The following is a 26258-nucleotide window of genomic DNA, read 5'->3' as shown; positions in this document are numbered from 1 at the left end:
GCATTATCATGGTTCATCAAGTGACAGGTTTTTCTGATGCTTTGCTAGCGTGGGAACAATGGAACCTTACCGATTTTGATTACAAGAGTGCTCAGGTACTTGCGCTTAAATCAGAGATCGAAAGTCAGTCTTCGCCTTTGGCGATGGTGGCGACTTATCATCTAGAGCAAGCGTCTGCGCTGCTTTCTGAACATCACCTAATGGCAGGTCCTACGGGCGAAACCAATGAGTTGTATGCCGCTGGTCGCGGTGTGGCTTTGGTGATTGTTGATGATTGCGAAGAGAAAGTGCCAGCGCTGCAAACTGCAATGGCTTTGATTACTGCTGCGCTATTGGCAGGTAACAGTGTTCAATTGTGCAGTGATGATGTGCAGTTCAATACCTTAGTTGCAGACGCAGCTAAGTCGGCGAACTTGCCAACTAACTTGGTGCAAGTTGCCTCGTATGATGCTGCTCAACAGTTGTTGTCTTGCGATGTACGTAGCGTGGGTTACGTAGGTAACTCGCAAACGGCACAAGCTATCAATTTACAGCTTGCTAAGCGTGACGGTGCAATCGTCGGTTTAGTAGCTGAAATGGATCTGGTGACAATGAATGTTGCTAATGATCCACACCTATCGCTGCGCTTCATTACCGAGCGTACGCGAACTATAAATATAACAGCCGTGGGCGGTAACGCGACCTTGCTCGAACTTGGAAGCGAAGCTCACTAACCTTCAGTAAAATTGGCTCTAAGCACTTTTGGTTTTTCCAACTTTGGTTTTCACCATCTTTGGATTTAACTCATAGTGCTTTGGAGCCTCAATACCTAACTCAATGCACTTGCTTGCCTTTACGGTGAGTGCCTTGCATTGAATTGGGCATGGAAGGCTTTCTACAAAATGAGGACTATCAAATGATAGAAAACAGTTTTGCAATAACGACGACGTTCATTGCGTATCTAATTATGATGCTAGCGATCGGTGTTATTGCTTACAAACGTACATCTAACTCAACTGACTACTTCCTAGGTGGTCGTTCGTTAGGCCCATGGCCTGCTGCACTTTCTGCTGGTGCATCAGACATGAGTGGTTGGTTGCTACTTGGCCTGCCTGGTTACGCTTACGCTGCTGGCTTTGAAGCATTTTGGCTTGCTGGTGGTCTACTTGTTGGTACTTGGGCAAACTGGTTAATCAGTGCAAAACGTCTACGTACTTACAGCATTACGACTGAATCACTGACGCTGCCTGAGTTCCTATCTCGTCGTTTCAATGATAATTCTAAGCTGATCCAAACAATTTCTGCTTTCTTTATCCTTTTATTCTTCCTTTTCTACACAAGTTCAGGCTTGGTAGCGGGTGGTAAATTGTTTGAAACGGTATTCGGCCTAGATTACACAACTGCGGTAATTATCGGTACAGTTTGTGTAGTTTCGTACACTCTGTTTGGTGGTTTTCTAGCGGTATCTTGGACTGACTTGGTTCAAGGTCTACTCATGTCTGCAGCGCTATTGATTGTACCAATCGCGGCAATGAACGGTGGCCTAGGTCAGCTTTCTAGCGACCTACACAACATCAACCCAGAGCTTCTAACGCTATGGAATGATGCGAAGGGTGAGCCACTGTCTGCTATTGCGATCATCTCACTAGCGGCATGGGGTTTGGGTTACTTCGGCCAACCACACATCCTTGCGCGTTTCAAAGCAACACGTAGTAATAAAGACCTAACAACAGCGCGCCGCATTGCCGTTATCTGGACTGCACTGTCTATGATTGGTGCAATGCTTGTGGGTCTTGTTGGTCTAATCTATGTGACGAACTCTGGCGCACCTAAGCTAGATGATGGCGAGAAGATCTTCATGCTTCTTGTGAACGCGATGTTCCACCCAGTCATCGCCGGCATCCTACTTGCTGCCATTCTAGCGGCAATCATGAGTACTGCGGATTCACAACTTCTTGTTTCTTCATCTGCAATGGCAGAAGACTTGTACAAGCAAGTTCTGAAGAAAGACGCAACGTCAGAAGAGATTGTTCGTGTAGGCCGTTTCGCGGTTATCCTAATCTCTCTTGTTGCTCTTGTTCTAGCGATGACACCAGACAGCTCAGTACTTGGCCTTGTATCTTACGCATGGGCTGGTTTTGGTGCTGCATTCGGTCCTGCAATCGTATTAAGCCTATACTGGTCTCGTATGAACCGTAACGGCGCTCTAGCGGGTATCGTGGTTGGTGGTGTTACGATTGTACTTTGGAAGCAGTTCACGGGCGGTTGGTTCGATGTTTACGAAATCGTACCGGGAATCATCCTATCGACGCTTTCTATCGTTATCGTGAGCCTAATGACTGGCGAGCCTGAAGACGAAGTTAAGAAGCAACACGCTGAGTTCGAGAAGAACCTAGTTGAGCTAGACTAATTTACATTGTAAAACAGATGTGAATTAGCAAAAGAACATTAGCTAAAAAGCAATTGTAAAAAGAAATTGAAAAATAAAAGTAATAGAGTCACTTCGGTGGCTCTATTTTTTTATGTGGGCACTACCTTTGTCTTATAAAAAACCAGTAGGATACAGAAGAAGCACGGCTGTTATGAGGTTTACAATGTAAATCGAAACCAAATGATAGAAGGGAAATAAATAGAAGATAAAGGCTTTTCATAGCGCTTGATGTCAAAAAATAACCGATAAAATGGCTATTTTTTGAACTTGGCGCTCACTTTTGTTATTAGCTCGGTGAATTATTACACTGAATTGGACATCATGTGTCAATTATCAGTAACCACTAAAGACCTATAGGACAAAGGTATGCCTGATCTCTATTGCAAAGGATGTAAAAAAACAACACTACATAAGTCTATAATGAAACGTTGTGAATCTGAGCCTGAGACAACCTCTGGCCGTATGATGCAATGGACGTCAAAGCTATTTAGTGGAAACCTGTACTACGACATGGAAACTCAGCACTTCTGTCGAACGTGTAACTGTCGTTGTGAAACAGGAACTGCAGTTCCCCAAGTTGGTCTGGCTTAGATTGTAGTAAGTGCTTACTAACTTAGATTTAAAAACCTCCCTGATGGAGGTTTTTTCGTTTTTTATGCCGCTTTTAGTGAAGGTTCTGCCTCGACGACATTACCATCAATCTTAACTTCCCAGCCATAGTTTGAGTATTCACTTGCGAGTGCTTGGGCAACATCTTTTGATACCGTTACGTGTGTCCATGAACCGATTCCGTAAGGTTTATATGCGAGTTCTTGCGTTTTCATAATAGAGTCATCCTTTCTCTTTGAGAATTCTATTATTCACTTTGGCCTATATCCTTTCTTTCGTTTCTGGCTCAACTTATTTGTTAATCGGGTCATTTCTATAATAATTTGTTAATAACTGGAGTTTGATTTATAAGGGTTGTTATCGCTCTGTTCGGTTTCATATTTAACGTGAATAGGAATGGTCTATTTAGTTTTCTAAATGTGTGAGCAAGGTTTTCTTCGATTGCTCTTAGTATGGAATATACTGAGCGCAATCTAGAATGTTTAAGGAATATTATGTCTCAGCATCAACTCGATCGTATCGATAAAGAGATACTAAGAATTCTGCATATGAAAGGCCGTTTGCCCGTTGTTGAACTAGCGAAACAGGTCAACCTAACAACTTCACCTTGCTCTGATAGGTTGAAGCGATTGGAAAAAGTGGGCTACATCACTGGTTATCATGCTGAGCTTTGTTCAGAAAAGTTGGGGCTCGATGTCCAAGTGTTTATCCATATTCGCCTCGATCAAACCAGTTTTTCAATTTTTGATAAATTTGCCCAAGCGGTTGAAACGATGCCTGAAGTCGAAGAGTGCTATTCGCTGTCGGGGGATTTTGACACCATGATCAAGGTTCGAGTAAAAGACATGAAGGCGTACCAAGCGTTTATGGCAACGAAATTGGGTACCCTGCCAGGTGTGATTCAGACACGCAGCGAAGTGGTGATTGAAGAACACAAGAAGGGCTTTGGTGTTAACCCTGAGTTGTTGGCCACCATAAAATAGTGACCTGCTTTCGCCTTACCAAGGTTATTTAGATATAAAAAATGGAAGCCAATAAGCTTCCATTTTTGTTGAACGTCAGATAAAGAGCAATCGGATAAACTTCTCCGCCTTACAGCGTAATTGCGGCAGAGATTAAACCAATCACACCGCCGAATACCCCACCCCAAACGACCAACCAACCAAGGTGTTTCTTGATCATGGTCTGAACCATCTCTTTAACCAGTTTTGGAGTCAGTTCATTCAAGCGCTGATCGATGATCGCCTCAATGTTCTCTTTAATTTCATCCATCATTGCAGGCGATTCAAGTTCATCCTTGATAGCATTTTTTACCGAATCGCTCTTGCTGATTTCAATCACAGACTCTTGCATCTTCTCAACAAATGGCGCCTTCATTGGCTGCAGTGCTTCTGTACCACCAACCATCGCCAACATGCCACCAAACTGTGAGTTTTCGATAACATGCACCAGCGATTCGAATGCAGGGTTAAAGTCGATCTTCTTAATCACAGGCTCTAGGTTGAGTGACTTTCCGGTCATCTCACTACTAAGAAAACGGTCGATGTTACTTTCGGTAAAGAACTGCTCCATCATCAGTTCTTTGATGGCTGCCTTGAACTCTTCAAAGCGCGCAGGAATAACGCCAGAACCGTATAGGCCGGGTACTTTCTCGAACAACATGTGAATCGCAAGCCAGTTGGTGATAGCACCAGAAAATGCGAATAAACCTGCATAAAGCAAGTATTGGTTTGCTGTCGCATAGCCGCCAGCAAGCAGTGCTAACGCAATAACGTTAGTTAAGACACTTTTGTTCATGGTTGATCTCTAGAAAGAATACTGCGCGCATTTTAAGAAAAAAACGCCAAGAAAAAAACAAAAGGATCGATGAAGTTTATAGAACCAAAGAAAACAGACGAGAAAGGGCGAAGAATAACAGACATAAAAAAGGCTAGCCTCCCCCCGAAGTCTAGCCTTATTCCAGAACGCGCAAGCGAAGCGTCATTGCTGTTAATGTCATTATATGATTACGACATAACATTCTGCCATGTGTAATTTACCGCCAATTAACATTTTGGTGTGAATTACGCCGCACTTTTAAAATGGAAGATAAATTAAGCGCTCGTTGTCTGTTCAAGATCATCACCAATAAAGCCACCGGTCTGGTGATTCCACAATTGAGCGTAGATACCATTTTGGTGAATCAGCTCTTGGTGCGTGCCTTCTTCGACGATATTACCTTGGTCGAGTACGATCAAACGGTCCATTGCGGCAATGGTCGATAGGCGGTGTGCAATCGCGATAACGGTTTTGCCTTCCATTAGTTCAATCAAGCTCTCTTGTATCGCAGCTTCAACCTCTGAATCGAGAGCTGATGTTGCTTCATCTAGAACCAACAGCGGAGCATTCTTCAGAAGTACACGTGAGATAGCGACACGTTGACGCTGACCACCAGAAAGCTTGACGCCACGTTCACCTACTTGAGCATCGTAGCCAACGTTACCAAACGGGTCAGTTAGCGTTTCGATAAACTCATGAGCGTGTGCCTGTTTGGTTGCGGCATACACTTCTTCATCTGTTGCCTCAGGACGACCGTAAAGAATGTTGTCTTTGATCGAACGGTGCAGCAGTGAGGTATCTTGAGTCACCATACCTATGTTGCTACGCAGAGAATCTTGAGTAACGCTCGAGATCTCTTGGTCATCAATCAGGATGCGACCACTTTCTACATCGTGGAAACGCAGCAGTAAGTTAACTAGGGTCGATTTACCTGCACCTGAACGGCCAACCAAGCCGACTTTTTCACCCGGTTTGATGTTGAGGTTTAGGTTGTTAATCACACCCTTATTCTCACCGTAGTTAAAGCTCACGTTGTCGAAGTTGATACCGCCTTGTGGAACGTCCAAAGGTTTCGCATATTTTTTGTCTTCGATAGCAATGGGCTTAGACAGTGTTTTAATACCATCAATCACGGTACCTAGGTTTTCAAACAGACCACCTATTTCCCACATGATCCATTTCGACATGCCGTTAATACGCAGAGCTAAGCTGACCGCAATCGCAATTGCACCTACGGTGATCGCGTTATCTAGCCATAGGTAGATAGAGATACCGGCAATGCTGAACACCAACAAGTAGTTAGCGAATTCAACGCAGATGTTGAAGCCAGTAACCAAGCGCATTTGGCGATGGACTGTGTCTAGGAAGCCTTCCATGCCTTCTTCGGCGTACTCGGTTTCTCTTTTACTATGAGAGAAAAGTTTGACCGTAGCGATGTTGGTGTAGCTATCCACAATGCGACCCGTCATCAACGAGCGAGCATCCGCTTGTTCTGAAGACACGTCTTTCAGCTTTGGTACGAAGTGCAGTTGAATGCCAACGTAAATGAACAACCAAATCAACATTGGAGCCATTAAGCGCCAATCCGATTCAGCGAGCATGAACAGCATCGCTGTAAAGTAAACCGTCACGTAAACAAACACATCGACCATTTTGGTCACGGTTTCACGTACCGCGAGCGAGGTTTGCATCACTTTGGTGGCAACACGCCCGGCAAAGTCATCTTGATAGAACGACAAACTTTGCTTCAAAAGGTAGCGGTGAGCTAACCAACGAATCGACATTGGATAGTTGCCCAGCAAAGTTTGGTGAAGCAATAGCGAATAAACACTGATCAAGATTGGCATCACGACCAGTAACAGGATACCAAGCCCCATCAGAGTGGATTGGTTGTCTGCTAAGAAGGTGTCCGGGTTGCTAGTTGATAGCCAGTCAACCAGTTGTCCCATGTAACCGAACAGCGCAACTTCGATGATCGCGATGGTCATGCTCATCAATCCGAGCAAGATCAACGGTTTTTCAAAACCACGAGTGTAATGGCGGCAAAATGCCAGTATTCCAGTAGGAGGTTGTATTGGCTCTCCCTTTGGAAAGGCTTCAGTAAAGCCTTCAAATTTCTTGTACATAGTTTTCCCTTTATAAGCTACTGCATCTTTGAGCTAGAGCATCGTGATGTGCAGCTTTGTTTTTATAGTCTTGATTTGAATTTTTCAGTTTTAGTTTGAAATTATATAAGTGCCAACGCGTTCTTATAAGTATTAAGCCATTCGATAGATTTTTGTTTAGTTCTTATGTAAGTACTTGGTTTAAGCGACACAGAACACTTCCAAAGAGTGTCTTTCATGAAGCTAATTTTAGATTGAATTAGACAGGAAAAGTTAAGCTTATTTCAAACGTAATTGATGGTTATGCAACGGTGATAATCCTAACGTTAAATGGATTAAATTGTAATCAAAACTCGTGTGGAGTTGAAAAATGAAATGAGAATATTTATCCAGTAAATTCTTTAACGAATATGCATACAGTTGGTTCTTTCTGATGTGCTGTTATCTTGCAGTAAAAATTACCGACTAATCTAAAATCCGCAGTAATTACTTGGGATAAATATTCAAATCGTTGTGATTTTCAGTGAATTTTGTCGTAACAAGTTGTTTACAATTCTGATGTAAATAAAAGATAGGGACGGTTAAAATGTTAAACCTACACAAAAAATCACTGCATATTACTAATGTTCAAAACGCAAATTGCGTTGTTATGGTGCCGCCAAAAGAATTTAAATTTAACGAAGAAACAGCCCGTGATAACGAGTTTCAGCACAGAGTCGATCTGACTGAAGCTGAGGTAAAGTTAGAAACGATGGCCGAGTTTAAGGCTATGGTGGTTTCGCTACGTAAAGAAGGTGTGCAAGTTGTAGAGTTTGATTATCCGGAACTGGGTGTTGAAACCCCTGACGCAGTGTTCCCAAACAACTGGTTCAGTACTTGTAGTGATGGAAGCCTATTCACTTTCCCTATGGCGTGTGAAAACCGTCAAAATGAAGTTAAGCCGAATGCACTTATTGAAGCGTTGGAAGCGTCTGGTCGCATTGTTAATCACAGTGAGTCTATGGAGTCGTACGTTGCTCAAGGTTCTTATCTAGAGAGCACTGGCGTGATGGTGATCGACCATATCAACAAGACCATTTATGCTGCGCTTTCACAACGTTGTGACCGCGAAGTATTGGAAGATTACGCGAAGCGCATTGGCTATTCTCGCGTGGTCTCGTTCCAAACGGCATTACCGTCTGGTCAACCGATTTACCATACCAATGTGATGATGGCGATTGGTGATAACTTCTGCGTGATCTGTGATGAAGTGATCCCAGAGTTTGAGCGCCGCTTTGTTGTGAAGTCTCTTGCCAAAGACAAGCAAGTTATCTCTATCTCAATCGATCAGATGAATCGTTTTTGTGGCAACATCCTTCAGCTTGAAACTGTGAATGGCGACAAGGTGATCGCGATGTCTCAATCGGCTTATGATGCGTTTTCTCCAGCTCAGTTAGCTCAGCTTTCGACACACGGTAAGCTACTACCATTTAACGTGAAAACGATCGAAGACATCGGCGGTGGTTCGGTGCGATGCATGTTGGGCGAGGTGTTCTTACCAACCCGAGTGAATCGTCTGTAGCAAGTATAGAAAGTATAGAAAGTATAGCAAGCGCTCATTTCCAGTAATGGATCTTCGAATACCACTCTTATCGCAGAGTGGTATTTTTGTTTTTATCTATCTTTGTATCGGTCTACCAGAAGTAAGAAAACAGTAATATGAGAACCAGAGCTAGAGACACGAGCTAACGCAAAAGCTATGAAGCGTCCTTAAAAGCTCTGTGTTCGATGAATTGAGCCGACAGTGCCACGACTTCCTTGGAGTAGACAAGCGCCGTGTGGTTGAGTTTGAGAGCGTAAGTATCCGTTGCTCCTCTCAGGTTTGCGTCTTCGAGTGTTACCGTGCCATCTCCCGGGTTTTTCCCCAGTACAATACGTCCAACTCCGGCGTCGTAAGTGCCTGTAATCACGCCAATCGGCACATCAATGTCGTAGTCACCCAGGCCATCGCTTAAGATCATTTTGCTCGAACCAAATATAAATCCAAGCCCATGATTCGATAGTGTTTTGGCTATGGTTGCCCCATTGTGCGGTGTGCCTGCGGTAATAATGCAGGTGTCTGCAAAGTCGGGCTGGTAGAACTTAAAGTAGTGGCGAATCAGCAAGCCACCCAGTGAGTGACCAAAAAAGTAGACCTCATCGTACTCATCAAAGCGAGCATTCACGAAGCGATTGAGGCGTTTGGCTGCAGAAGGGAAACGCAGCGAGTTGTAGGCAAACTTGTGCGTTGTAAAGCCGCGTTTTTTGAAGTTTCTATCCAGATATTGCATGATCAACGCAGGCATATATAGACCATGAATTAAAACTATATGTTTGTTTTTATTATTCATTTTTGTCCTCCGTCTGATGATGCCCCCAGTATATTTAGTCGCAAATCTAAACTCAATAAAACTTGCGGCTAATGGGACACAAAAGACAGAGCCTTCGCTATAGAAAGAATGTGCGTTATAGACAAAGAGTGGGTTACTCTGATCTCACTCCTCCATACACATCAATCGTTAACCCACCTTGTTTGGCATAGGTATTCGGTGTTAGGCCTGTTACCTTATTGAAGCTTCACTTTTTGCTTCAGGTTCAACCAAAACCTTTATCACGCCTTTTTGTAAAATCAGGTTGTTGGGGTAGGTGATAATGTTACCCGAACTGTGTCGAAGAATAACGTGGAACATGGTGATATCGATGATCACACCGCTGATGTCTTCGTCTTTCTCCGCGACTCTTACTCTGTCGCCAATGCGATAAGGGAAGACAAAAAATATTAGTACGCTGGCTGTGAGGTTACTTAGAATGGACCATTGCGCGAATAAAGCGACACCCAGCACCGCAAATATGGATGATAAGAACAGCGAAATATCACCAAAACCCAAGTTAAGAACAATCGTAAACACAGCGATGAAGAGTAGAAACAGAACAATATTGAAACACTTAATCACGAACTGCTTTCGCTTCAATTCGACACGCTTATTTTCCGCTAATGTTTCTATCCAGTTCTTACCTAAGCGTTTGATCACCCAATACACAGTGATAAGAAGTAAACCTAAAACTACTTGTCTAAGCCACATATTGGATTGCAAAAACTCAACCATTAAATAAACCTCAATTTTTTCAAAATAATGACCTCTGCCGCTATGACTACGAGCAGCCCAACGCAAAATAGTGGGAATGCTATTGGGTTATCTGTTCCGGGTATCCCCGCGATATTGACACCCAGTAAACCGGTGAAAAACCCAGCAGGGAGGAAAATACCTGCAATGATAGAAAATAGGTACGTATTTCTATTCATTTTTTCAGCTTGTTGCTGACTTAGGCTCGCTAAAAATACATTAATTTGTTCGATGTAAAACTCAACAGACTCGTTAATTCTCAGGATGGTATCAAGGCTGTTCTTTATATGACTGTTGTGATTACTCAATGGTGCAGGTAGGTCACTCATTAAATCTTCAAAAACGTATTTCTGTGGCTTCAAATAACGCCTTAGTCTGAGTAGCCTTGAATGTAGAGCGTTAATGGATCTTATGTCGATATTGGAGTTAGATTCTAACTCGTCAATTAATAGTTCGACGGGTGCTAGGAAGGTTGAAATACTGTGGTTGATTCCACGGATCATGCCCAACAACACATCAGGCAATGATGTGGGGCCTTGGTTTTGAATGAGATCAGACACCAGATTACTGACCGCTTTTGAAGGAACTTTACGTGTCGATATTAAAGTGCCTTTGTACCATAAGATGCGTAGGCTAAGCATGTCGTCAGGGTTAGCACCTTCGTTTAGATTAATGCCTCGCAGAATCATCAAAAAACAGTCGTGTCCAAACTGTTCGAACCGAGGGCGGGTGTCATCGGTGAGTAATGAATCGATGATGGCATTTGGAACCGTATTACTGTGGAGCCATTCTCTCAAACCGTCAGCATCTCTTTGGCAGTGATACCAAGTTGATTGCTCGAATGAGGCTGGGCTGGTGGTGTGTTCATGTGCCACACCCTCAGAAAATTGCCAGCTTGAAATTATGAAAGCGTCCATTCATTTGTCCTTAATGATATGACGTAAACATTGATATTAGGCGCCATTCAGGTGCCGTATTGAACTGAGCTTAATCTTGGTAAGCTCAATGAGCGATGTGAGTGAGATTAAGTCTAATAAGACAGGTTGGTCTTTGGAGCACGACGGACTCTTCCATTATTGTGTCTATTAAATGTAGCTCATTGTTTCGTCGTTATAAATTAGCACTCTGGCTCCATGTTAGCGACGAAAAAAAAAAGACCGAGGTCTTTTCTTTTTAGGGGAAGTTGAGGAGAGCTTGCTCAGGCAACTTGAGTTTTCCGATGGTTTACATAAGCAAAAGCACTAGCGACAAGAAGCAAAAATATCTTGGTTCTCTCGATATTCTTTGGTTTGTACATCCATTAGACCGAGTAAAGAATCGAACAGATTATCTTGGGAGAAGCTCTGCTCTTTTCCCGCCTTTCTTAAGCAGGTCTCGCTTATCCCTTTCTGCGCAGCAAAACCATCAGACATCCATAGGATCATAGGTACGTGAGTCTGCTCTTTTGGTGCCAGCGAGTAGGGCATACCATGAAGATACACACCATTCTCCCCTAAAGACTCTCCGTGATCCGAGATATACATCAGCGCGACATTGTATTTGTCGGTCAGTTTCTCCAGTTTCTGAATCGCCTGTGAGAGAAAGAAATCCGTATACAAGATGGTGTTGTCGTAGGTGTTAACTACTTCCTCTTTGGTGCAGTTTTCAATGTCTGCACGAGCGCAGTCTGGCGTAAACTTCTTATGTTCGTCAGGGTAACGTTCAAAGTAAGTAGGCCCGTGAGACCCCGAAATGTGATAGAAAATGATGCTATCTTGCTTAAGATCTTGAGTATCTTGCTCAAAGTTCTCTAGCATTGCCGTGTCGTAGCATAAATCGTTATTACATAAAGGGTCGCTGTCTTTGGCGACGAGAGTCATCTCTTTGATTCGATGTGCGACGGCTTTGTCTCCCCCATCATGCTCTCGCCAGATAGAGTGAATGCCCGCGCGGTTCATAATGTCGACCACGTTATCTTGGTTGTAGGCTTTGTCGCGATCGTAGTTGCTGCGATTCATGTTCGAGAACATACATGGCACAGAAACCGCAGTGGCTGTTCCGCACGACTGAACATCAGAGAAAAATATCGGGTTGTAAGGCTTGGTATGAGCGTTGGTTTCTCTCTCATAGCCATGATATTGGTAGTTGTACACGCGTGCGGTTTCACCAAGAACAAACACTAATAATGTTGGTTTGGTTGCCGCTTTGGCTTGTGCTGTTTGCTTCGCATCTAACCCTAACTCTTGATAAGGGATAGGCTGTTTTATGTAGGTGTTATTGATGTATTTAACCGTTGATGACACATACTCGGTCGGGATGATCATCTTTTTGATGTGCGAATGATTACGACCAATCGATACGTAATCTTTGTAGAAAATCCCGGCAATAATGGCAATGACGATCAAGGAAGAGAGCAGCCCAATCGATTTCCAGACAAAGAAATCTTTCCACGATTCTTTTTCAAGTTTGGTGAACAACAGGATGATCGATGGAATACCGCCCATCGCAAGTAACCATAAGATGGAGTGGGTACTTACATAGCTTGCTGCTTCACCACTATTGGTCTCAAACACATTCTCTATCATCCCGTAGTCGACGAATATGCCGTAATTGAACATGCTGTAGCTGACTAAGGTTGAGGTGATCAGTAATAAGATGAAAAACGGTTTGGAGAATATCGGCCAATTAAAGACTTGGAAGATGAAATTAAAAGCAGCAAGGAAGAAGAGCGGGATGGATATAAGAAACGCGACACTTTCAGACTTTGATGCCTGAACAATACTAAACAGTTCTAGGGAGAGAGGGATGTTGATGATAAGCAGATAATACACAGCCAACACAAAGGGCAGCTTGTTTATCGACATGTTTAAGCTTGGTAGATTCATAGGTTTTTTTTCCCTGCGTATCTTATCTCTTTATTTTAGTATCCCTATCAAGAAAGCTCTAATATCAACGCATAAAGATCGAGAAGTGATGGTGAGTGATAACCGGCTAAAGTGAAATGGCTCGATAGGGTGTATAGATACAAAAATTCACTTTACTGTGCTGCCTTATCATAGGGCAGAGTAGCAAAGTGAATTTGAGTTATTTACTTACAACGTGGCCGTGAGGAGCACATTAGAAGTTGTATGAACCACCGAAGCTAACACTGTTGAATGCTAGTGTGTGGTCATCGTTTTTGAGAGAACCCTGATAGGAATAGTCATCAACACTCACCGCGTCAGCTTGTGAAATAAGGCGAAGTGTTAAGTGTTCAATCGGCGTGTATTCAACACCTACGCCAAAGTGGAAGCCAGTACCGCTGTCGTCCCCATAGTTTGCCGCTTGGTTCGCGTGAAGGTCAACAGAGCTTAAACCAGCCAACACGAATGGACGAATAGTGTTGTCAAACGTATAACCGATATTCGCTGATGCAGAAATAGAGGTTGGCGAGAGTTTTTCTGCGCCATTTTTGTAATCTGCATAATCGTTGTAGCCAAGCTCTACGCCAACAATACGGTTGAATTGGTAACCACCGTATAGGTTATAACCCATACCATCTGAATCTAAATTACCGTGACCATCTGTATCGGAGTCTTGATAGACACTAAGTCCACCACCTACATACGCGCCACCATCTGTGCTTGCTGCAAAAGTTGGAAGTGAAACTAAACCGATTAAGCCGAGTGCTAATACTGATTTTTTCATGATAATACCTTGTTTACTCATCCTGTGATGTAAGTCACGGTATCGCTGACGAATGATTTATAAAACCCTCACAAATGAAACCTATTTTTTCATTGATAAAGTGACTATCTGTAGCCCTTGATTTATCAAGAGGTAAGGTCATATTTGTTGGTTATATTCTTTATAAATAAAATTCACATATTGACAAAAGGTTAAATTTGCTAAATAAAACGATGTTTTTTAAGGTTGAAGTGAGAACGGGTTTACCTAACTAATTGAAAAATAAACATAACAAACATTGTATTTGTTCTATTGTAGTATTTGTTGCGGTGTTTGTTGAAAGCAAAGCAGTACGCTGATTCTAATCATGACAAGGAGAGTTGGATGTTAAACCGAGCAAACACAGGTTTGGTGGTTGTGGACGTACAAGGCAAGCTCGCACGCCTTGTTGATGAGAGCGATACGCTGATTGCTAATTGCGGAAAGTTAGCTCAAGGAGCGCAGGTTTTGGGTCTGCCAATTATTCGTTTGGAACAGAATCCAGAGAAGCTAGGTGCTACAGTCGACGAACTTAATGACTTGTTGAATGATGCAAAGCCGATACCTAAATTCACGTTCAATGCGTGTGATGAGCCCAAATTTGTTGAAGCTGTGCAAGACAAGGGTGTGGAGACTTGGTTAGTGTGTGGCATTGAGGCTCATATTTGTGTTTATCAAACCGCAATGGGGTTGTTAGATCTTGGGTACAAGGTTCAGGTGGTTGGCGACTGTATTAGTTCGAGAACGGCACTCAACAAGAATCTAGCAATCTGTCGACTAATGGATGCTGGTATCGAAATCACAGGATTGGAAATGAGCTTATACGAACTGGTAAAGGACTGCCGCGCGCGTGAATTTAAGCTCATTCTATCCTTGATTCGTTAATCACCGAGAGGTTGTCGGTCGCCACCGCCTCGGTAGGAATCTAGCGCAACTTTCAAGCGACGCAGCTTGTCGCGCGAACGGTTCTTGTGATTGACTGCCATACCCATTGAAAGCACATCCACCAACGCCAGCATTGCGTAGCGAGAAGCCGATGGTTTGTAGATGAAGTCAGTTTCCATATGCTTGATTGGTAGCAAGATATCCGCAATTTTTGCTAGCGGTGTGTCTTGTGGGGTAATCGCGATGATCTTAAGTCCGTACTGCTTGGCTAGCTCGGCAGTTTCAGTGATCACGGGCGTAAAGCCTGTCGCTGAAATCATCACCATCACGTCATTGGCATCTGCCGTGGCAGCAACCATACGTGACATCAAGCCATCGTTGTACGACACCACTGGGTAGCCCAAACGAAACAGTCTATGTTGCAGCTCTTGAGAAGCAATGGTCGAACCGCCACCCATGCCGATAGCAATGATCTGTCTGGCGTTATGCAGCCAGCTCACTGCAGTTTCAACGTCTTGCTCTTTGAACAGAGTTCGGTTGATATCTAGGCTCTGCTTGATTGATTCGTAGATACCTTGATAGCCAGTTTGGTCAACAGGTTCGAGGATAAAGCGCTGGCCAACGGTTAGTGTTTGAGCCAACTTAATCTTCATATCACGCACGTTGCTGCAGCCGATCGCTTTAGCAAAACGCGTAATGGTGGCTTCACTCACTTGAGCACCTTCAGCAAGTTCTGTGATGCTGGCATTAGCAGCAAAATCAATGTCATCCATGATCAGCTTGGCGACTTTCTTTTCTGCATCACGAAGAGCAGGAAAACGCTCTGTTATCTGTGAAATGATATCTACTTCTAAACTCAAGAATCCTGATCCTTTGTTGATGGGGCTATTTGCTAATACCTAGTCATTGGTCGCTAAAGCTTAGCTCCGTTAGTATATCTTATTGCTTCGCTGATTCTAGCTTATTGAAAAATCGAACTAGAAGCAGGTTTCTACCCAGTGTCTTACCTGATGATCGTCATCGCTGATGGCAATGTAGCGCCATTTGTCGAAGGTTAAACACGGATGTGAGGTCGAGAAAGCAATCATGTCGCCCACTTCAATCTCAGAAGAACCATCGGTTTCAACAAAGGTGTGCTGATCCATCACAGCCGTCGCGGTGAGACCTTTTACTGAGATAGCTTCACCATTGCGATAGCCGCGCTCGGCAATCGGTAAACCCGCATCAAAGGCCACATCACGCTTGCCTAGCCCAACCACTAACTTGGTCGGCTCTGGGCGAGAGATAACATAAGCCCACACCTCAAGTGCCGATTCTAAATCACCGCCCAATTCACACGCATAACCTTGGTTTACTTGGGCACGTTGCAACACCTTGCTTTGTGCGTCTAGGTAAATACCTGTGTCGTGAATGGCATAGCAGCCCGGGCGGATGATCGCCAAGTAATCGGTTAGGTTCGCCAAACATTCTGCCACCACATCATACCAAGCCGAGCCTGCGCCAGTGATAATAGGTTGCTCTGTAATTAGACCATCTGATACGAGGCTTTCGACCGAAGTCAGTGCCTGTTTCAAGAAGGTGCGAATGTCTTGTTCTGCGTTGTCACCGTGAATCACACCCTCATACACCTCAATACCCGCCAGCGAAAGGGCAGGTGTGTCTTGGATGGTTTGAGCCAGTTCTAGAACTTCTTGTGGTGAACGACAACCACAACGGCCACCCGCTACACCAAATTCGATCAGTACTTTTAGTGTCTGTTTTGTATTAGAGAAATATTGGTTAAGTTGCTGCACGTTTACCGAAGAATCCACACAACAGTAAAAGTCGATATCAAACTCACTGATCAGCTGTTCAACGATCGCCATGTTGGTTTTACCCACCAATTGGTTGGCCATGATGATTCGTGTTGCACCCGCCATAGCGGCAATTTCTGCCTGTGCAGGCGTTGCTACTGTAATACCCCAAGCGCCATTTTCTAGCTGTTGGCGGAAAAAAGCAGGTGTCATTGATGTTTTGCCATGTGGCGACAATTTAACCTGATGATGATCGGCGAATGATTGCATCCAATTTAGGTTATTGGTTAAGGCGGATTGCTTGATAACCGCAACTGGGAGCGAAACATCTTCGTCAATCAGTCGATAAACACCGTTCTCAGATTGTGATACCGCTCTCCCTTTTTGGCCTTTTTCAGTTAAGATAAAACCTTCTCTTTGATACTTTCTAACATTTTCGAGTGCAGGGTTATTTTTCATTGCTGATTCCTAACATGATGTAAGTCGTTGTTTTGTTATGTGTAAATCTATCATTCTTATTGTTTGTGATAGAAACTATCACACAATTTAAAGTATTATGTGTGTTTTGTCACTGAAAACAATCGGCCAAATTTTTAAGATAGCTCCATCAACACAGTGGATTGAGAGAGTGAAAAATGTTGTTCGATACGATAATTAAAAATGTAGAGGTGTTTGATGGCACCGGCGAACAATCGTTTTGTGCCGATGTAGCAATCCGAGATGGAAAAATCGCCGAAATTGGTCAAATCGATCACGAAGATTGTGGCCAGTTGGTTGAGGGAGCAGGCTTAGCATTGGCTCCTGGATTTATCGATGTACATACACATGACGATACCAACGTAATTCGTTACCCAGATTGCCTACCTAAGATCAGCCAAGGTGTGACAACCGTGATTGTTGGCAACTGCGGCATCAGCGCATCACCAACGGTTTTGGCTGGTGATCCACCTGACCCAATGAATCTTTTAGGTGCGCAGGCTGATTTTAAATACCCAACTTTTGCGGCGTACGCACAAGCGGTAGAGCAAGCTCAACCCGCAGTAAACGTAGCTGCGTTAGTTGGCCACACCACACTGCGTAACCAAGTGATGGACGACCTGCAACGCACCGCAAACGAAGATGAAATTGCAGCGATGCAAAGCAACCTTGATTTAGCGATGGCGCAAGGTGCATTAGGTTTGAGTTCTGGTCTGGCTTACGCAAGTGCGAAGCAAGCGAATGCCAACGAAGTGATGCAGTTAGCAAAGGTACTGTCTAGCCACGGTGGCATCTATACCACGCATATGCGTACCGAATTCGAAGAGATCTTAAGCGCGATGGAAGAAGCGTTTGAGACAGGACAATACGCGAAAGTGCCCGTTGTTATCTCTCACCTTAAATGTGCGGGTGCGGGCAACTGGGGCAGAACCGTTGAAGTGCTTGATTTGATGGACAAGGTTTCAGAACACCAAGATGTGTCTTGTGACTGCTACCCATATTCAGCGAGCTCTTCAACACTGGATTTGAAACAGGTGACGGATGATTTCGACATCTTCATCACTTGGTCTGAAGCAAAGCCAGAACATGCAGGAAAAACGCTTAAGCAGATTGCTGATCAAATGAATCTACCTCTGATGGATGCGGCGAAAGCACTTCAACCAGCAGGTGCGGTTTATCACTGTATGGATGAGAACGACGTAAAGCGCGTATTGAAATACAAGCTGACCATGGTCGGTTCTGATGGTTTACCAAATGACCCGCATCCACACCCAAGATTGTGGGGCACCTTCCCGAAAGTATTGGGTCACTACTGCCGAGATGAAAAGCTGTTCTCGTTGCCAGAAGCGATTCACAAAATGACCGGAATGTCGGCAGAGCGTTACAACTTAGCGGGCCGAGGCGAAGTTCGCTGCGGTGCATTTGCCGATTTAGTTTTATTTGATCCAAAGAATATTAAAGACACAGCAACATTTGAAAATCCTATTTCAGTTGCTGAGGGAATAGAAAGTGTATTTGTAAATGGTGAGTTAACTTACCAAAAAGGAAAAGTGAAAAATAATCGTTCAGGCGTTTTTATTTACCGAAACTAGATTTTAATTATCAAATTAAATTTACGGTAAATATAAAAACGACGAATTAATTTAAATATATTGGAACATAGCCAATATTATCTATAAAGAAGTGGAGTTAAAAAATGACTATTAAACGTTACGGTGTTGAAGGCGGTACAGGTACAGGCGGACAACATTTACCATTTGCACGCGCAACTGAAGCGGGTGGTTTCCTGTACGTTTCTGGCCAGACACCGATGACAGATGGTGAAGTGGTTGAGGGTGGCATTGTTGACCAGTCTCGCCTAGCGATCCAAAACTGTGTCGATATCATGACTGAAGCGGGCTACGGCCTAGAAGACGTAATGCACGTAAAGGTTGTGCTAACGGATTCTCGTTACTTCCAATCTTTTAATAAAGTATTCAAAGAGTTCTTCGGTGCTAACCCACCGGCACGTATCTGCATGGTCTGTGACCTAGTGGTAGACGTGAAAGTTGAAGTAGATGTGACTTGCTACCGCGCTGATCGCGTTTAGTTATAACCTAATCACAATAACCTACTTAGAGAGTACTAGGGGGTAAGCATCCCTGTTATTATCCTTTAATACTCTCACCCTACATTTATAAAAATTACTTTAATTAAAAATATACAAAACCAATAAAGTAATTATATGAAATATAAAATGAATGAATCATAAATAAAGTTCAGGAATGAACTTAATATTTCACTGAGAGGTGTCAAATGAACAGCACACTTTTTCTTACAGGCTTCGGCGTGTACGTATGTTTTTTAATTTGGTTAGGCTGGTTTGTCTCGCGTAATCAAAAGTCTGGCGAAGATTTCTTATTAGGCGGCCGTGGCCTGCCATTATTCTTAGTACTGGGTACAACCGTCGCGACTATGGTCGGCACGGGCTCAAGTATGGGTGCGGTTGGCTTCGGCTACGCGAATGGTTGGGCAGGTGCTCTGTACGGAATTGGCGGTGCTATCGGCATCCTATTGCTAGCCCTTTGGTTTGCTCCGGTTCGTAAACTGAACTTCATGACCATGAGTGAAGAGCTGGCTTACTATGTTGGCGCTAACCGAATCGTGAAAAACGTGGTTGGTCTGCTTATCTTTATCGCGTCAATCGGTTGGTTGGGTGCGCATATTCTAGGTGGCGGCATGTACCTAGCGTGGATTGCTGACATCGACCTTAACCTTGCGAAGATTATTATTGCTGCGGCATTTACTATCTACGTGGTGATCGGTGGTTACACAGCGGTTGTTTGGACCGATACTATCCAAGCTATCATCCTTTTTGCTGGCTTCATCTTGATGGCGGTTATGTCTGTGGATCACATCGGTGGCATGGATAACCTTTACGCTGCGATGGACCCTGCTGCTACGAGCTTTTTAGCAATCGATAAACTGGGCATTCTGCCTGCTGTATCTCTGGCTGTGGTTATCGGTGTGGGTGTACTGGCGACGCCTTCATTCCGTCAACGTATCTACTCAGGCAAAGACGTTAAAACCATCCGTCGCTCATTTGTTGCATCGGGTGTGTTGTACCTTTTCTTCTCAATCATTCCTGCAATCATTGGTATGGCTGCACACGCAATCGACCCATCATTGGATAACCCGAACTACTCGTTCCCTTACGTAGCTGCAACGGTTCTTCCGGTTGGCGTTGGCATGATTGTTCTTATCGCGGGTCTTTCTGCAACCATGTCGAGCGCAAGCTCAGATGCGATTGCGGGCGTGTCTATCCTACTGCGTGACGTTTACGTGATGTTCACAGGCCGCGTACCAAACAAAGAGTCAATGGTGAACTATTCTCGCTTGGCACTGATTGTGGTGATTGGTTTTGCACTGTTGTTCGCACTAACGTCAAACGACATCATTGGCTACATCACGAAAATGATTTCAACCGTAATGTCGGGCATGTTTGTGTGCGGTATGTTGGGTCGATTCTGGAAACGTTACAACTGGCAGGGTGCGCTTGCTACGCTAGCGGGTGCATCTGTGGCTTCATTTGTCGTAATGCTAAACGCAGACTACACGGCTTTCTGGGGCAACCCTGTGATTCCTTCTTGTCTAGTGGCTCTAACGGCTGGTGTGCTGGTAAGCCTTTGTACTCCGGCTAATCAAGTAACACCAGAAATGGCGAAAGCAATCCTTGATGACGAGCGTGCTCTGATGGAAATGGAATTGTCAGACTCAGGTGTGCTTGAAGAAGACGCGTCTTCTCAACGTCCTGCAAATCAAACAAGCTAATCTAAAACGCTCCACAGCTAGTTAGTACAACAAATTCAGTACAACAAGTTGTGGAGTGGTTTAGCTAGCTCAGGCTCTGCTTCTCGGTAGGGCCTTCTTCCCCATTTATCTCTCTATTTTAGGATCTGCTATGCCTGCATCTTCTAACTTCAATATTGCTTTCTTTGGCGAGTGCATGGTCGAAATCAGCGGCTCTCCATTAACCAAAAAATTCGGTGGTGACACACTCAATACCGCACTTTACCTTTCTCGCTTAACTCAACATCAAAACCTCTCTGTTCATTACGCGACAGGCCTGGGCAGTGATGAGCTGTCTCAAAATATGATTGATAGCTGGCAGCTCGAAGGTATTCAAACCAATTTCGTCGAACGCATCGCGAACAAGCTTCCTGGGCTCTACATGGTCGAAACCGACGAGACAGGCGAGCGACACTTTCATTACTGGCGCAACGACGCGGCAGTAAAATCTTACTTTCAAATTGATAACTTAAACAAGCAAACCGACAACCTGAATAAGCTTGAAATCGCCCTGACAGAGAAACAAGTCGATGCGATTTACATCAGCGGTATCAGTATCGCGATCTTGGATGATGCCTCTCGCGAGCGTTTATTCAAAGCGATTAGCGTGTTCTCAAACCAAGGCGGTAAGGTGATTTTTGATAATAACTATCGCCCGCAACTTTGGATCACCGAGCAAGCTCGACATTGGTATGCCAAGTTACTGCCGCTGGTGGACATCGCCTTGATTACCGAAGACGACGATCTGCTTGTCTGGGGGAACTCAGAGAGCGTTCAACAACGTTGTATCCGTTTGGGTTGCCAAGAGATCGTCATCAAACGTGGCTGCGAGCCATGCAAGATTGTTCAAGTTGAACAGGACAACATTGTTGAGAATTATGTCTCAGCGACTCGTGTTTCTAACGTGGTCGACACCTGCGCGGCGGGCGATTCATTCGCTGCGGGTTATTTAGCTGCGCGTCTTACTGGCGAGAGCGCCACCGACGCAGCCGAACTTGGCCACCAACTAGCTTCCATCGTTATTCAATACTCTGGCGCAATCATCCCCGTGAGCGCTATGAGCCAACTGATTAAAAAATAAATAAAAAGCGGAATTACTATGTCTCAAGAAATGATCAACAAACTTAAACAATTCAAAGTTATCCCTGTTATCCAAATCAACAAGGTTGAACACGCGATTCCACTGGCAAAAGTGTTGGTAGAAAACGGCCTACCAGTTGCTGAAGTCACATTCCGTACTGAAGCGGCAGCAGACGCGATTCGTGCGATGCGCGATGCGTATCCAGAAATGTGTATCGGTGCCGGCACAGTATTAACGCCAGCGCAGATCGACCTTGCGAAAGAGTCGGGCAGCGAATTCATCGTAGCTCCGGGCCTGAACCCAAACACCGTAAAACGTTGCCAAGAGATCGGTATGCCAATCGTTCCGGGCGTAAATAACCCAAGCCAAGTAGAGCAAGCGCTAGAGCTTGGCCTTAACTTCTTGAAGTTCTTCCCTGCAGAAGCGTCTGGCGGCATCAACATGGTGAAATCTCTGTTAGCGCCATACGTTGATGTGTCTTTAATGCCAACGGGCGGTATCGGCAAGCACAACGTGAATGACTACCTAGCCGTGGATCGCGTGGTGTGTTGTGGCGGTACTTGGATGGTATCTCCGAAGATGATCGAGAATGAACAGTGGGACGAGATCGCGGCATTGGTTCGTGAAGCAGTCGCTCTTGTGGACTAACGAGAAGCGTTTGGAATAAAGATAAACAACAGCAGTGGTTGATGGTTCTGTTTTGTGAATTGCCTCCGATAAACAAAACAGAACCATATTTATATAGGAAAACTAATAATGAAAAAAACTATATTATCCCTATTGATTTCAGGTTCAGTAGTGTCCCCAATGGCGTTAGCAATGGCTCCAAATACCGATCTAAATTTAATGCCGTACCCACAAACGGTCGAGCTGCAAGCTGGGCAAGTGAAAGTAGATGGTAATTTTCAAGTTTACATCAAAGGCTTTAATTCTGATCGCGTTGAGTACACGGCGAAACGCTTTATTGATCGCCTTGAGCGTCAGACAGGTGTGCCGATTCTAAATTGGCAGGTTGATAGTGCAGATCAAGCGGACCTGATCATAGATATCGATGCGGCACCAAAGTCTGAAGTACAGAACATCGACTCTGTAGAGTCCTACAAAATTACCACTCAGGGTGAACAAATCACGCTGAGCTCTCCAAGCTCATACGGCACTATTCACGGCATCGAAACCCTTTTACAGCTCGTTGAAACCACAGCGACTGGCTACCATATTCCTGCCGTAACAATTGTCGATGAGCCCCGTTTTCGTTGGCGTGGTGTCTCTTACGATACTTCACGTCACTTCATTGAATTCGATGTGCTGATTCGTCAGTTAGATGCGATGGCGTCGGCGAAGATGAACGTGTTCCATTGGCACTTCTGGGACGATCAAGGCATTCGAATTCAAACGGAATCTTGGCCGCGTCTGTGGTCTGAAACTGCCGATGGTAATTACTACACCAAAGACCAAGTTCGCTACTTAGTTGAATACGCCCGTAATCTTGGTATTCGTGTTATCCCTGAGGTCTCTCTTCCGGGTCACTCTTCTGCCGTGGCTCATGCTTACCCGCGTTTGATGTCGGGCGTTGAAGGGCAAAACTACGAGCAAGAAAGAGGGTGGGGAGTGTTTGAACCGCTCATGGATCCACTGAACCCAGAAGTCTATGAGATGCTAGGTGACGTGTTTGACGAAGTGACCGAGCTGTTCCCTGATGAGTACTTTCATATCGGTGGCGATGAGCCGAACTATGCGCAATGGAAAAACAGCGAAAAGCACCAACAGTTCATTGAAGAGAACAATATCGATGGCGAGCGTGGTCTGCAGTCTTACCTCAATGTAAAAGTTGAGAAGATGCTCGAAGAGCGCGGTAAGAAGATGACCGGTTGGGATGAGATTTGGCATAAAGATCTGCCGACTTCCATCGTGATTCAAAGCTGGCAAGGGCATGACAGCATTGGTCGTGCGGCGAAAGAGGGCTACCCAGGTATTCTTTCTACGGGTTATTACCTAGATCAACCTCAGCCGACTAGCTACCACTATCGCAATGACCCAATGCCAAGTGGCATCACAGTTGACGATAAGCTGCACAGTGGCGAAAAGTTCGTGACGTATCAATGGCAGAAGCCACGTTCAAAAGGCGGCCCACGTAAGGGAACACTGACTATTATTGAAGGGAAAGACGGTACTTTCCGCGCATTCAGTGATTATAACGGCAAGTCTCGTGAAGAGATCTACATCCTTGATTATGTACCGGGTAAAACCTTTGTCGGTCACTTCGATAACTTCATGTCGTACACCGAGTTCAACCTAAACCTAAATCCCAAGGGTTTTACCGAAGGCAGTTACCAATTGGTCGGTAATGTGCGTTGGCCAACCACAGGTGAAGTGATTGCGAGCAGTGATGTTGAAGGCAGCGTGATTCCTGAACCAAATGGTGGTTACCCTGCAGAATTAACCGACAAAGAAAAAGAGCTTATCTTGGGAGGCGAGATCACCATGTGGCTAGAGAATAAAGACAGCCTCACGGTTGAAAACTACCTATGGCCGCGCAGCTATGCGATTGCAGAGCGCTTCTGGTCTGATGCGGAATTGACGGACGAACGCAGCATGTACAAGCGCATGAAAGCGATGGATACATGGTCTGAAGTGTCGGTTGGCCTGCGTCACCATGCGGATGCCGACATGTTGTTAAAACGTATTGCTAAAGGGCAGGATATCCACGATCTACGCGTGCTTGCGAAATACATTGAACCAGCACAGTACTATGCACGTAACTGGGAGAAGTGGAACTCTACGGAGCCTAAGGGCACTTTATACAGCCAATACGAGCGTCTAAACCGCTTTGTTGATGCGCTGCCAGTAGAAAGCTACGCGGTGTATGAGATGCAAGATTTGGTCAGTGAAGTCGAGACGGGTAATCAACAAGCGCTTGAGCAACTTGCCCAGCATTATCAACAAGCAAAAGCGGCTGCACTCGCTGCTGAGACTGTCTTCGCAGGTAATGTGTCTTCGGTAGAGACTGTGATTGTCGCAGAGAAAACCGCGGAAGTCGCAGACTTGGCGTTAACCTTGATTGCTAAAGCACAAGCGGATGAAAAAGTTAGAGCATCAGATGCAAATGCTTACCAAGCGATATTGTCTGAAGCAGCGAAAATCTATGATGAATCGATCATCGCGATTGTTCGCCCTACAGAGTTACTGTTGAAGCAGCTAGCTGAGTAAGTCGTTAACGGATTAGCGAATAAGTCACACGCCAATAAGTGAATCAAAACCGCCCTCTGTGGGCGGTTTTTTAGTTTTAGCTTCTCAATTGGGTGTAATTTCTCGCCCAATATAAGCGACTACTCACTAACACTACTCTGTAGCGTTAACGTTAATGTCAGGTAGAAGCTTCCAAGACCAAACTTTTGGTGTCGTCAGTTGGTTCGTGGACAAATAACGACGAGTTAAGCTTTGCAGTAAACGCGTGCTTCTCGTGGTGTATAAATACCAAAAGTTACGGCTGCTAGTAAACCATTCACGAATGTCTCTTGAACTTCAACTTTAGCAACGTTGTCGATACCGTTACATACTTTAGCTGCATCAATTTGCTTTTTCTGCGCTAGACCATTGATGAAAAAGTGGTGTGACTTTTCAGTTGTTGGTGCTGTTGCTTCGCTCTCTTGAGGGGCCATTACGAAAGTTTGTTGAGCGCAACCTGTTGCTACTAGCGATAGTGCCGCAATGATCATTAATTTTTTCATGTGTTTCTCCAGAGATAAAATTCAGCTCACGTTAGTAAGGGTGAACGAGTGTTGTTGGTTTTGAAGGGGGATATCTAGCCTCCTTCGGTTGATGTTGAACATTATTCCAGAGATGATTGGTCGTTACTGTATGGGTTTGTCAGTCGAATCGTTACACAGTGGAAAGGCTATAGTGAATACGGCGCCTTTTAAAGTATTGCTTTGTGCGACTTGTACTGTTGCACCGTGTTGAACACAGATCTTCTTGACGATAGAAAGCCCTAGACCATGGCCACTCTTGGCTTTGTTACGCGCTTTATCTCCAACATAAAAAGGTTCGAATAGGCGAGAACGGTGCTCTTTTGCTACGCCGTCACCGTCGTCATGCACGGCGATTTGTAGCATATCGTGGTGCACGCTTGCTTCTATCGAAATTTGTGAGCGTGCGAATTTCATCGCGTTACGTACTAGGTTATCTAACGCGCGATTGAGCAGCGTATCATCTGCTAATATCAAATGAGGTTGTTCTGGTAGTGATAGATCAATACTAAACTCAGTCTCTTTGTTCCAACGGCTCATTGCGTGATCGAGAAAGTCTCTTACCTCTAATGGCTGTAGTAAGTTATCTAGATCACAACTGTCGAGTTTTGCGTAATATAGTAGTGATCTGCTCCAGTAAGACTGGACACCGCATTAAGCGACATATTGTTTTTCAAAG

23 protein-coding genes and 2 pseudogenes are annotated in these 26258 nt (G+C 44.5%); 12 read left to right on the top strand and 13 right to left on the bottom strand.

Annotated features, from left to right (window positions below; translation table 11 throughout):
* Positions 1-8: 8 nt before the first annotated feature.
* The 3 genes from ACED59_RS05850 (at position 9) to ACED59_RS05840 (ending at position 3001) form a co-directional block, all read left to right on the top strand.
* Positions 9-713 carry a 1-pyrroline-5-carboxylate dehydrogenase gene (locus ACED59_RS05850; RefSeq protein WP_017097210.1) on the top strand — a complete coding sequence of 235 codons (705 nt, stop codon included), beginning with the start codon at positions 9-11 and terminating at the stop codon, positions 711-713.
* A 149-nt stretch (positions 714-862) separates the two neighbouring features.
* A complete protein-coding gene (gene putP, locus ACED59_RS05845; RefSeq protein ID WP_017097211.1) occupies positions 863-2389 on the top strand; it encodes a sodium/proline symporter PutP in 1527 nt (508 codons plus the stop codon).
* Between the two features lie 441 nt (positions 2390-2830).
* Positions 2831-3001 (top strand): hypothetical protein, encoded by a 171-nt coding sequence (locus ACED59_RS05840; RefSeq protein WP_017097212.1) that lies wholly within the window; start codon positions 2831-2833, stop codon positions 2999-3001.
* A 62-nt stretch (positions 3002-3063) separates the two neighbouring features.
* On the opposite strand, the gene ACED59_RS05835 is transcribed toward ACED59_RS05840, so the two are convergent.
* Positions 3064-3234, bottom strand: coding sequence for a hypothetical protein (locus tag ACED59_RS05835; RefSeq protein ID WP_009845996.1), 171 nt, complete (start codon positions 3232-3234; stop codon positions 3064-3066).
* A gap of 279 nt (positions 3235-3513) precedes the next feature.
* Between ACED59_RS05835 and ACED59_RS05830 the strand changes: the two genes are divergently transcribed.
* Entirely contained in the window at positions 3514-4002 is a 489-nt protein-coding gene (locus ACED59_RS05830; RefSeq protein ID WP_009845995.1) for an Lrp/AsnC family transcriptional regulator, read from the top strand.
* Positions 4003-4111: 109 nt separating this feature from the next.
* On the opposite strand, the gene ACED59_RS05825 is transcribed toward ACED59_RS05830, so the two are convergent.
* On the bottom strand, positions 4112-4816 hold the full coding sequence (locus tag ACED59_RS05825) for a DUF445 family protein (protein ID WP_017097213.1): 705 nt from the start codon (positions 4814-4816) through the stop codon (positions 4112-4114).
* A 296-nt stretch (positions 4817-5112) separates the two neighbouring features.
* Positions 5113-6963 (bottom strand): ABC transporter ATP-binding protein, encoded by a 1851-nt coding sequence (locus ACED59_RS05820; protein ID WP_017097214.1) that lies wholly within the window; start codon positions 6961-6963, stop codon positions 5113-5115.
* A 565-nt stretch (positions 6964-7528) separates the two neighbouring features.
* Between ACED59_RS05820 and ACED59_RS05815 the strand changes: the two genes are divergently transcribed.
* On the top strand, positions 7529-8503 hold the full coding sequence (locus ACED59_RS05815) for an arginine deiminase-related protein (RefSeq protein ID WP_009845992.1): 975 nt from the start codon (positions 7529-7531) through the stop codon (positions 8501-8503).
* 175 nt (positions 8504-8678) lie between these two features.
* Here the strand turns inward: ACED59_RS05815 and ACED59_RS05810 are convergent, their stop codons facing one another.
* The 6 genes and pseudogenes from ACED59_RS05810 to ACED59_RS05785 all read right to left on the bottom strand — a co-directional run bounded on the left by ACED59_RS05810 (position 8679) and on the right by ACED59_RS05785 (position 13751).
* Positions 8679-9311, bottom strand: coding sequence for a triacylglycerol lipase (locus tag ACED59_RS05810; RefSeq protein ID WP_017097215.1), 633 nt, complete (start codon positions 9309-9311; stop codon positions 8679-8681).
* A gap of 133 nt (positions 9312-9444) precedes the next feature.
* Positions 9445-9528, bottom strand: a pseudogene (locus tag ACED59_RS05805) (AraC family transcriptional regulator); the annotation flags it as partial.
* A complete protein-coding gene (locus tag ACED59_RS05800; RefSeq protein WP_009845990.1) occupies positions 9522-10067 on the bottom strand; it encodes a mechanosensitive ion channel family protein in 546 nt (181 codons plus the stop codon). The pseudogene ACED59_RS05805 and the gene ACED59_RS05800, both read right to left, overlap by 7 nt.
* Complete coding sequence (locus tag ACED59_RS05795; protein WP_009845989.1) at positions 10067-11002, bottom strand: CorA family divalent cation transporter; 936 nt, start codon at positions 11000-11002, stop codon at positions 10067-10069. The genes ACED59_RS05800 and ACED59_RS05795 overlap by 1 nt, the downstream gene beginning before the upstream one ends.
* Positions 11003-11326: 324 nt before the next feature.
* Entirely contained in the window at positions 11327-12949 is a 1623-nt protein-coding gene (locus ACED59_RS05790; protein WP_017097216.1) for a phosphoethanolamine transferase, read from the bottom strand.
* 232 nt (positions 12950-13181) lie between these two features.
* A complete protein-coding gene (locus tag ACED59_RS05785; protein WP_371701267.1) occupies positions 13182-13751 on the bottom strand; it encodes a porin family protein in 570 nt (189 codons plus the stop codon).
* 363 nt (positions 13752-14114) lie between these two features.
* On the opposite strand from ACED59_RS05785, the gene ACED59_RS05780 reads away from it, so the two are divergent.
* A complete protein-coding gene (locus ACED59_RS05780) occupies positions 14115-14654 on the top strand; it encodes a hydrolase (RefSeq protein ID WP_012600046.1) in 540 nt (179 codons plus the stop codon).
* Here ACED59_RS05780 and ACED59_RS05775 read toward each other — a convergent pair.
* Both ACED59_RS05775 and ACED59_RS05770 read right to left on the bottom strand, forming a co-directional pair.
* On the bottom strand, positions 14651-15514 hold the full coding sequence (locus tag ACED59_RS05775; protein ID WP_012600047.1) for a MurR/RpiR family transcriptional regulator: 864 nt from the start codon (positions 15512-15514) through the stop codon (positions 14651-14653). The genes ACED59_RS05780 and ACED59_RS05775 overlap by 4 nt on opposite strands.
* 117 nt (positions 15515-15631) lie before the next feature.
* Complete coding sequence (locus ACED59_RS05770) at positions 15632-16906, bottom strand: amino acid deaminase (RefSeq protein ID WP_017097217.1); 1275 nt, start codon at positions 16904-16906, stop codon at positions 15632-15634.
* Between the two features lie 176 nt (positions 16907-17082).
* On the opposite strand from ACED59_RS05770, the gene ACED59_RS05765 reads away from it, so the two are divergent.
* The 6 genes from ACED59_RS05765 (at position 17083) to ACED59_RS05740 (ending at position 25040) form a co-directional block, all read left to right on the top strand.
* Positions 17083-18516, top strand: coding sequence for an amidohydrolase family protein (locus ACED59_RS05765; RefSeq protein ID WP_017097218.1), 1434 nt, complete (start codon positions 17083-17085; stop codon positions 18514-18516).
* Positions 18517-18620: 104 nt separating this feature from the next.
* Positions 18621-19013: a RidA family protein gene (locus tag ACED59_RS05760; protein WP_017065166.1), complete on the top strand. Its 393-nt coding sequence runs from the start codon at positions 18621-18623 to the stop codon at positions 19011-19013.
* Positions 19014-19219: 206 nt separating this feature from the next.
* The gene (locus ACED59_RS05755) at positions 19220-20734 is read left to right on the top strand and encodes a sodium:solute symporter family protein (RefSeq protein WP_371704844.1); all 1515 of its coding nucleotides are present in this window, start codon (positions 19220-19222) and stop codon (positions 20732-20734) included.
* 130 nt (positions 20735-20864) lie between these two features.
* Positions 20865-21833: a sugar kinase gene (locus ACED59_RS05750; RefSeq protein WP_017097219.1), complete on the top strand. Its 969-nt coding sequence runs from the start codon at positions 20865-20867 to the stop codon at positions 21831-21833.
* 18 nt (positions 21834-21851) lie between these two features.
* Positions 21852-22481: a bifunctional 4-hydroxy-2-oxoglutarate aldolase/2-dehydro-3-deoxy-phosphogluconate aldolase gene (locus ACED59_RS05745; protein ID WP_017097220.1), complete on the top strand. Its 630-nt coding sequence runs from the start codon at positions 21852-21854 to the stop codon at positions 22479-22481.
* A gap of 108 nt (positions 22482-22589) precedes the next feature.
* Positions 22590-25040 (top strand): family 20 glycosylhydrolase, encoded by a 2451-nt coding sequence (locus ACED59_RS05740; protein WP_017097221.1) that lies wholly within the window; start codon positions 22590-22592, stop codon positions 25038-25040.
* A 224-nt stretch (positions 25041-25264) separates the two neighbouring features.
* On the opposite strand, the gene ACED59_RS05735 is transcribed toward ACED59_RS05740, so the two are convergent.
* A complete protein-coding gene (locus ACED59_RS05735; protein ID WP_017097222.1) occupies positions 25265-25561 on the bottom strand; it encodes a Bor family protein in 297 nt (98 codons plus the stop codon).
* Positions 25562-25684: 123 nt separating this feature from the next.
* Positions 25685-26203: pseudogene (locus ACED59_RS05730) on the bottom strand (sensor histidine kinase); the annotation flags it as partial.
* Positions 26204-26258 lie beyond the last annotated feature (55 nt).

The sequence above is a fragment of the Vibrio sp. FF266 genome (assembly GCF_041439695.1).
Taxonomy (GTDB): Bacteria; Pseudomonadota; Gammaproteobacteria; order Enterobacterales; family Vibrionaceae; genus Vibrio; species Vibrio tasmaniensis_A.
This window is presented reverse-complemented; position numbering and strand designations above follow the sequence as displayed.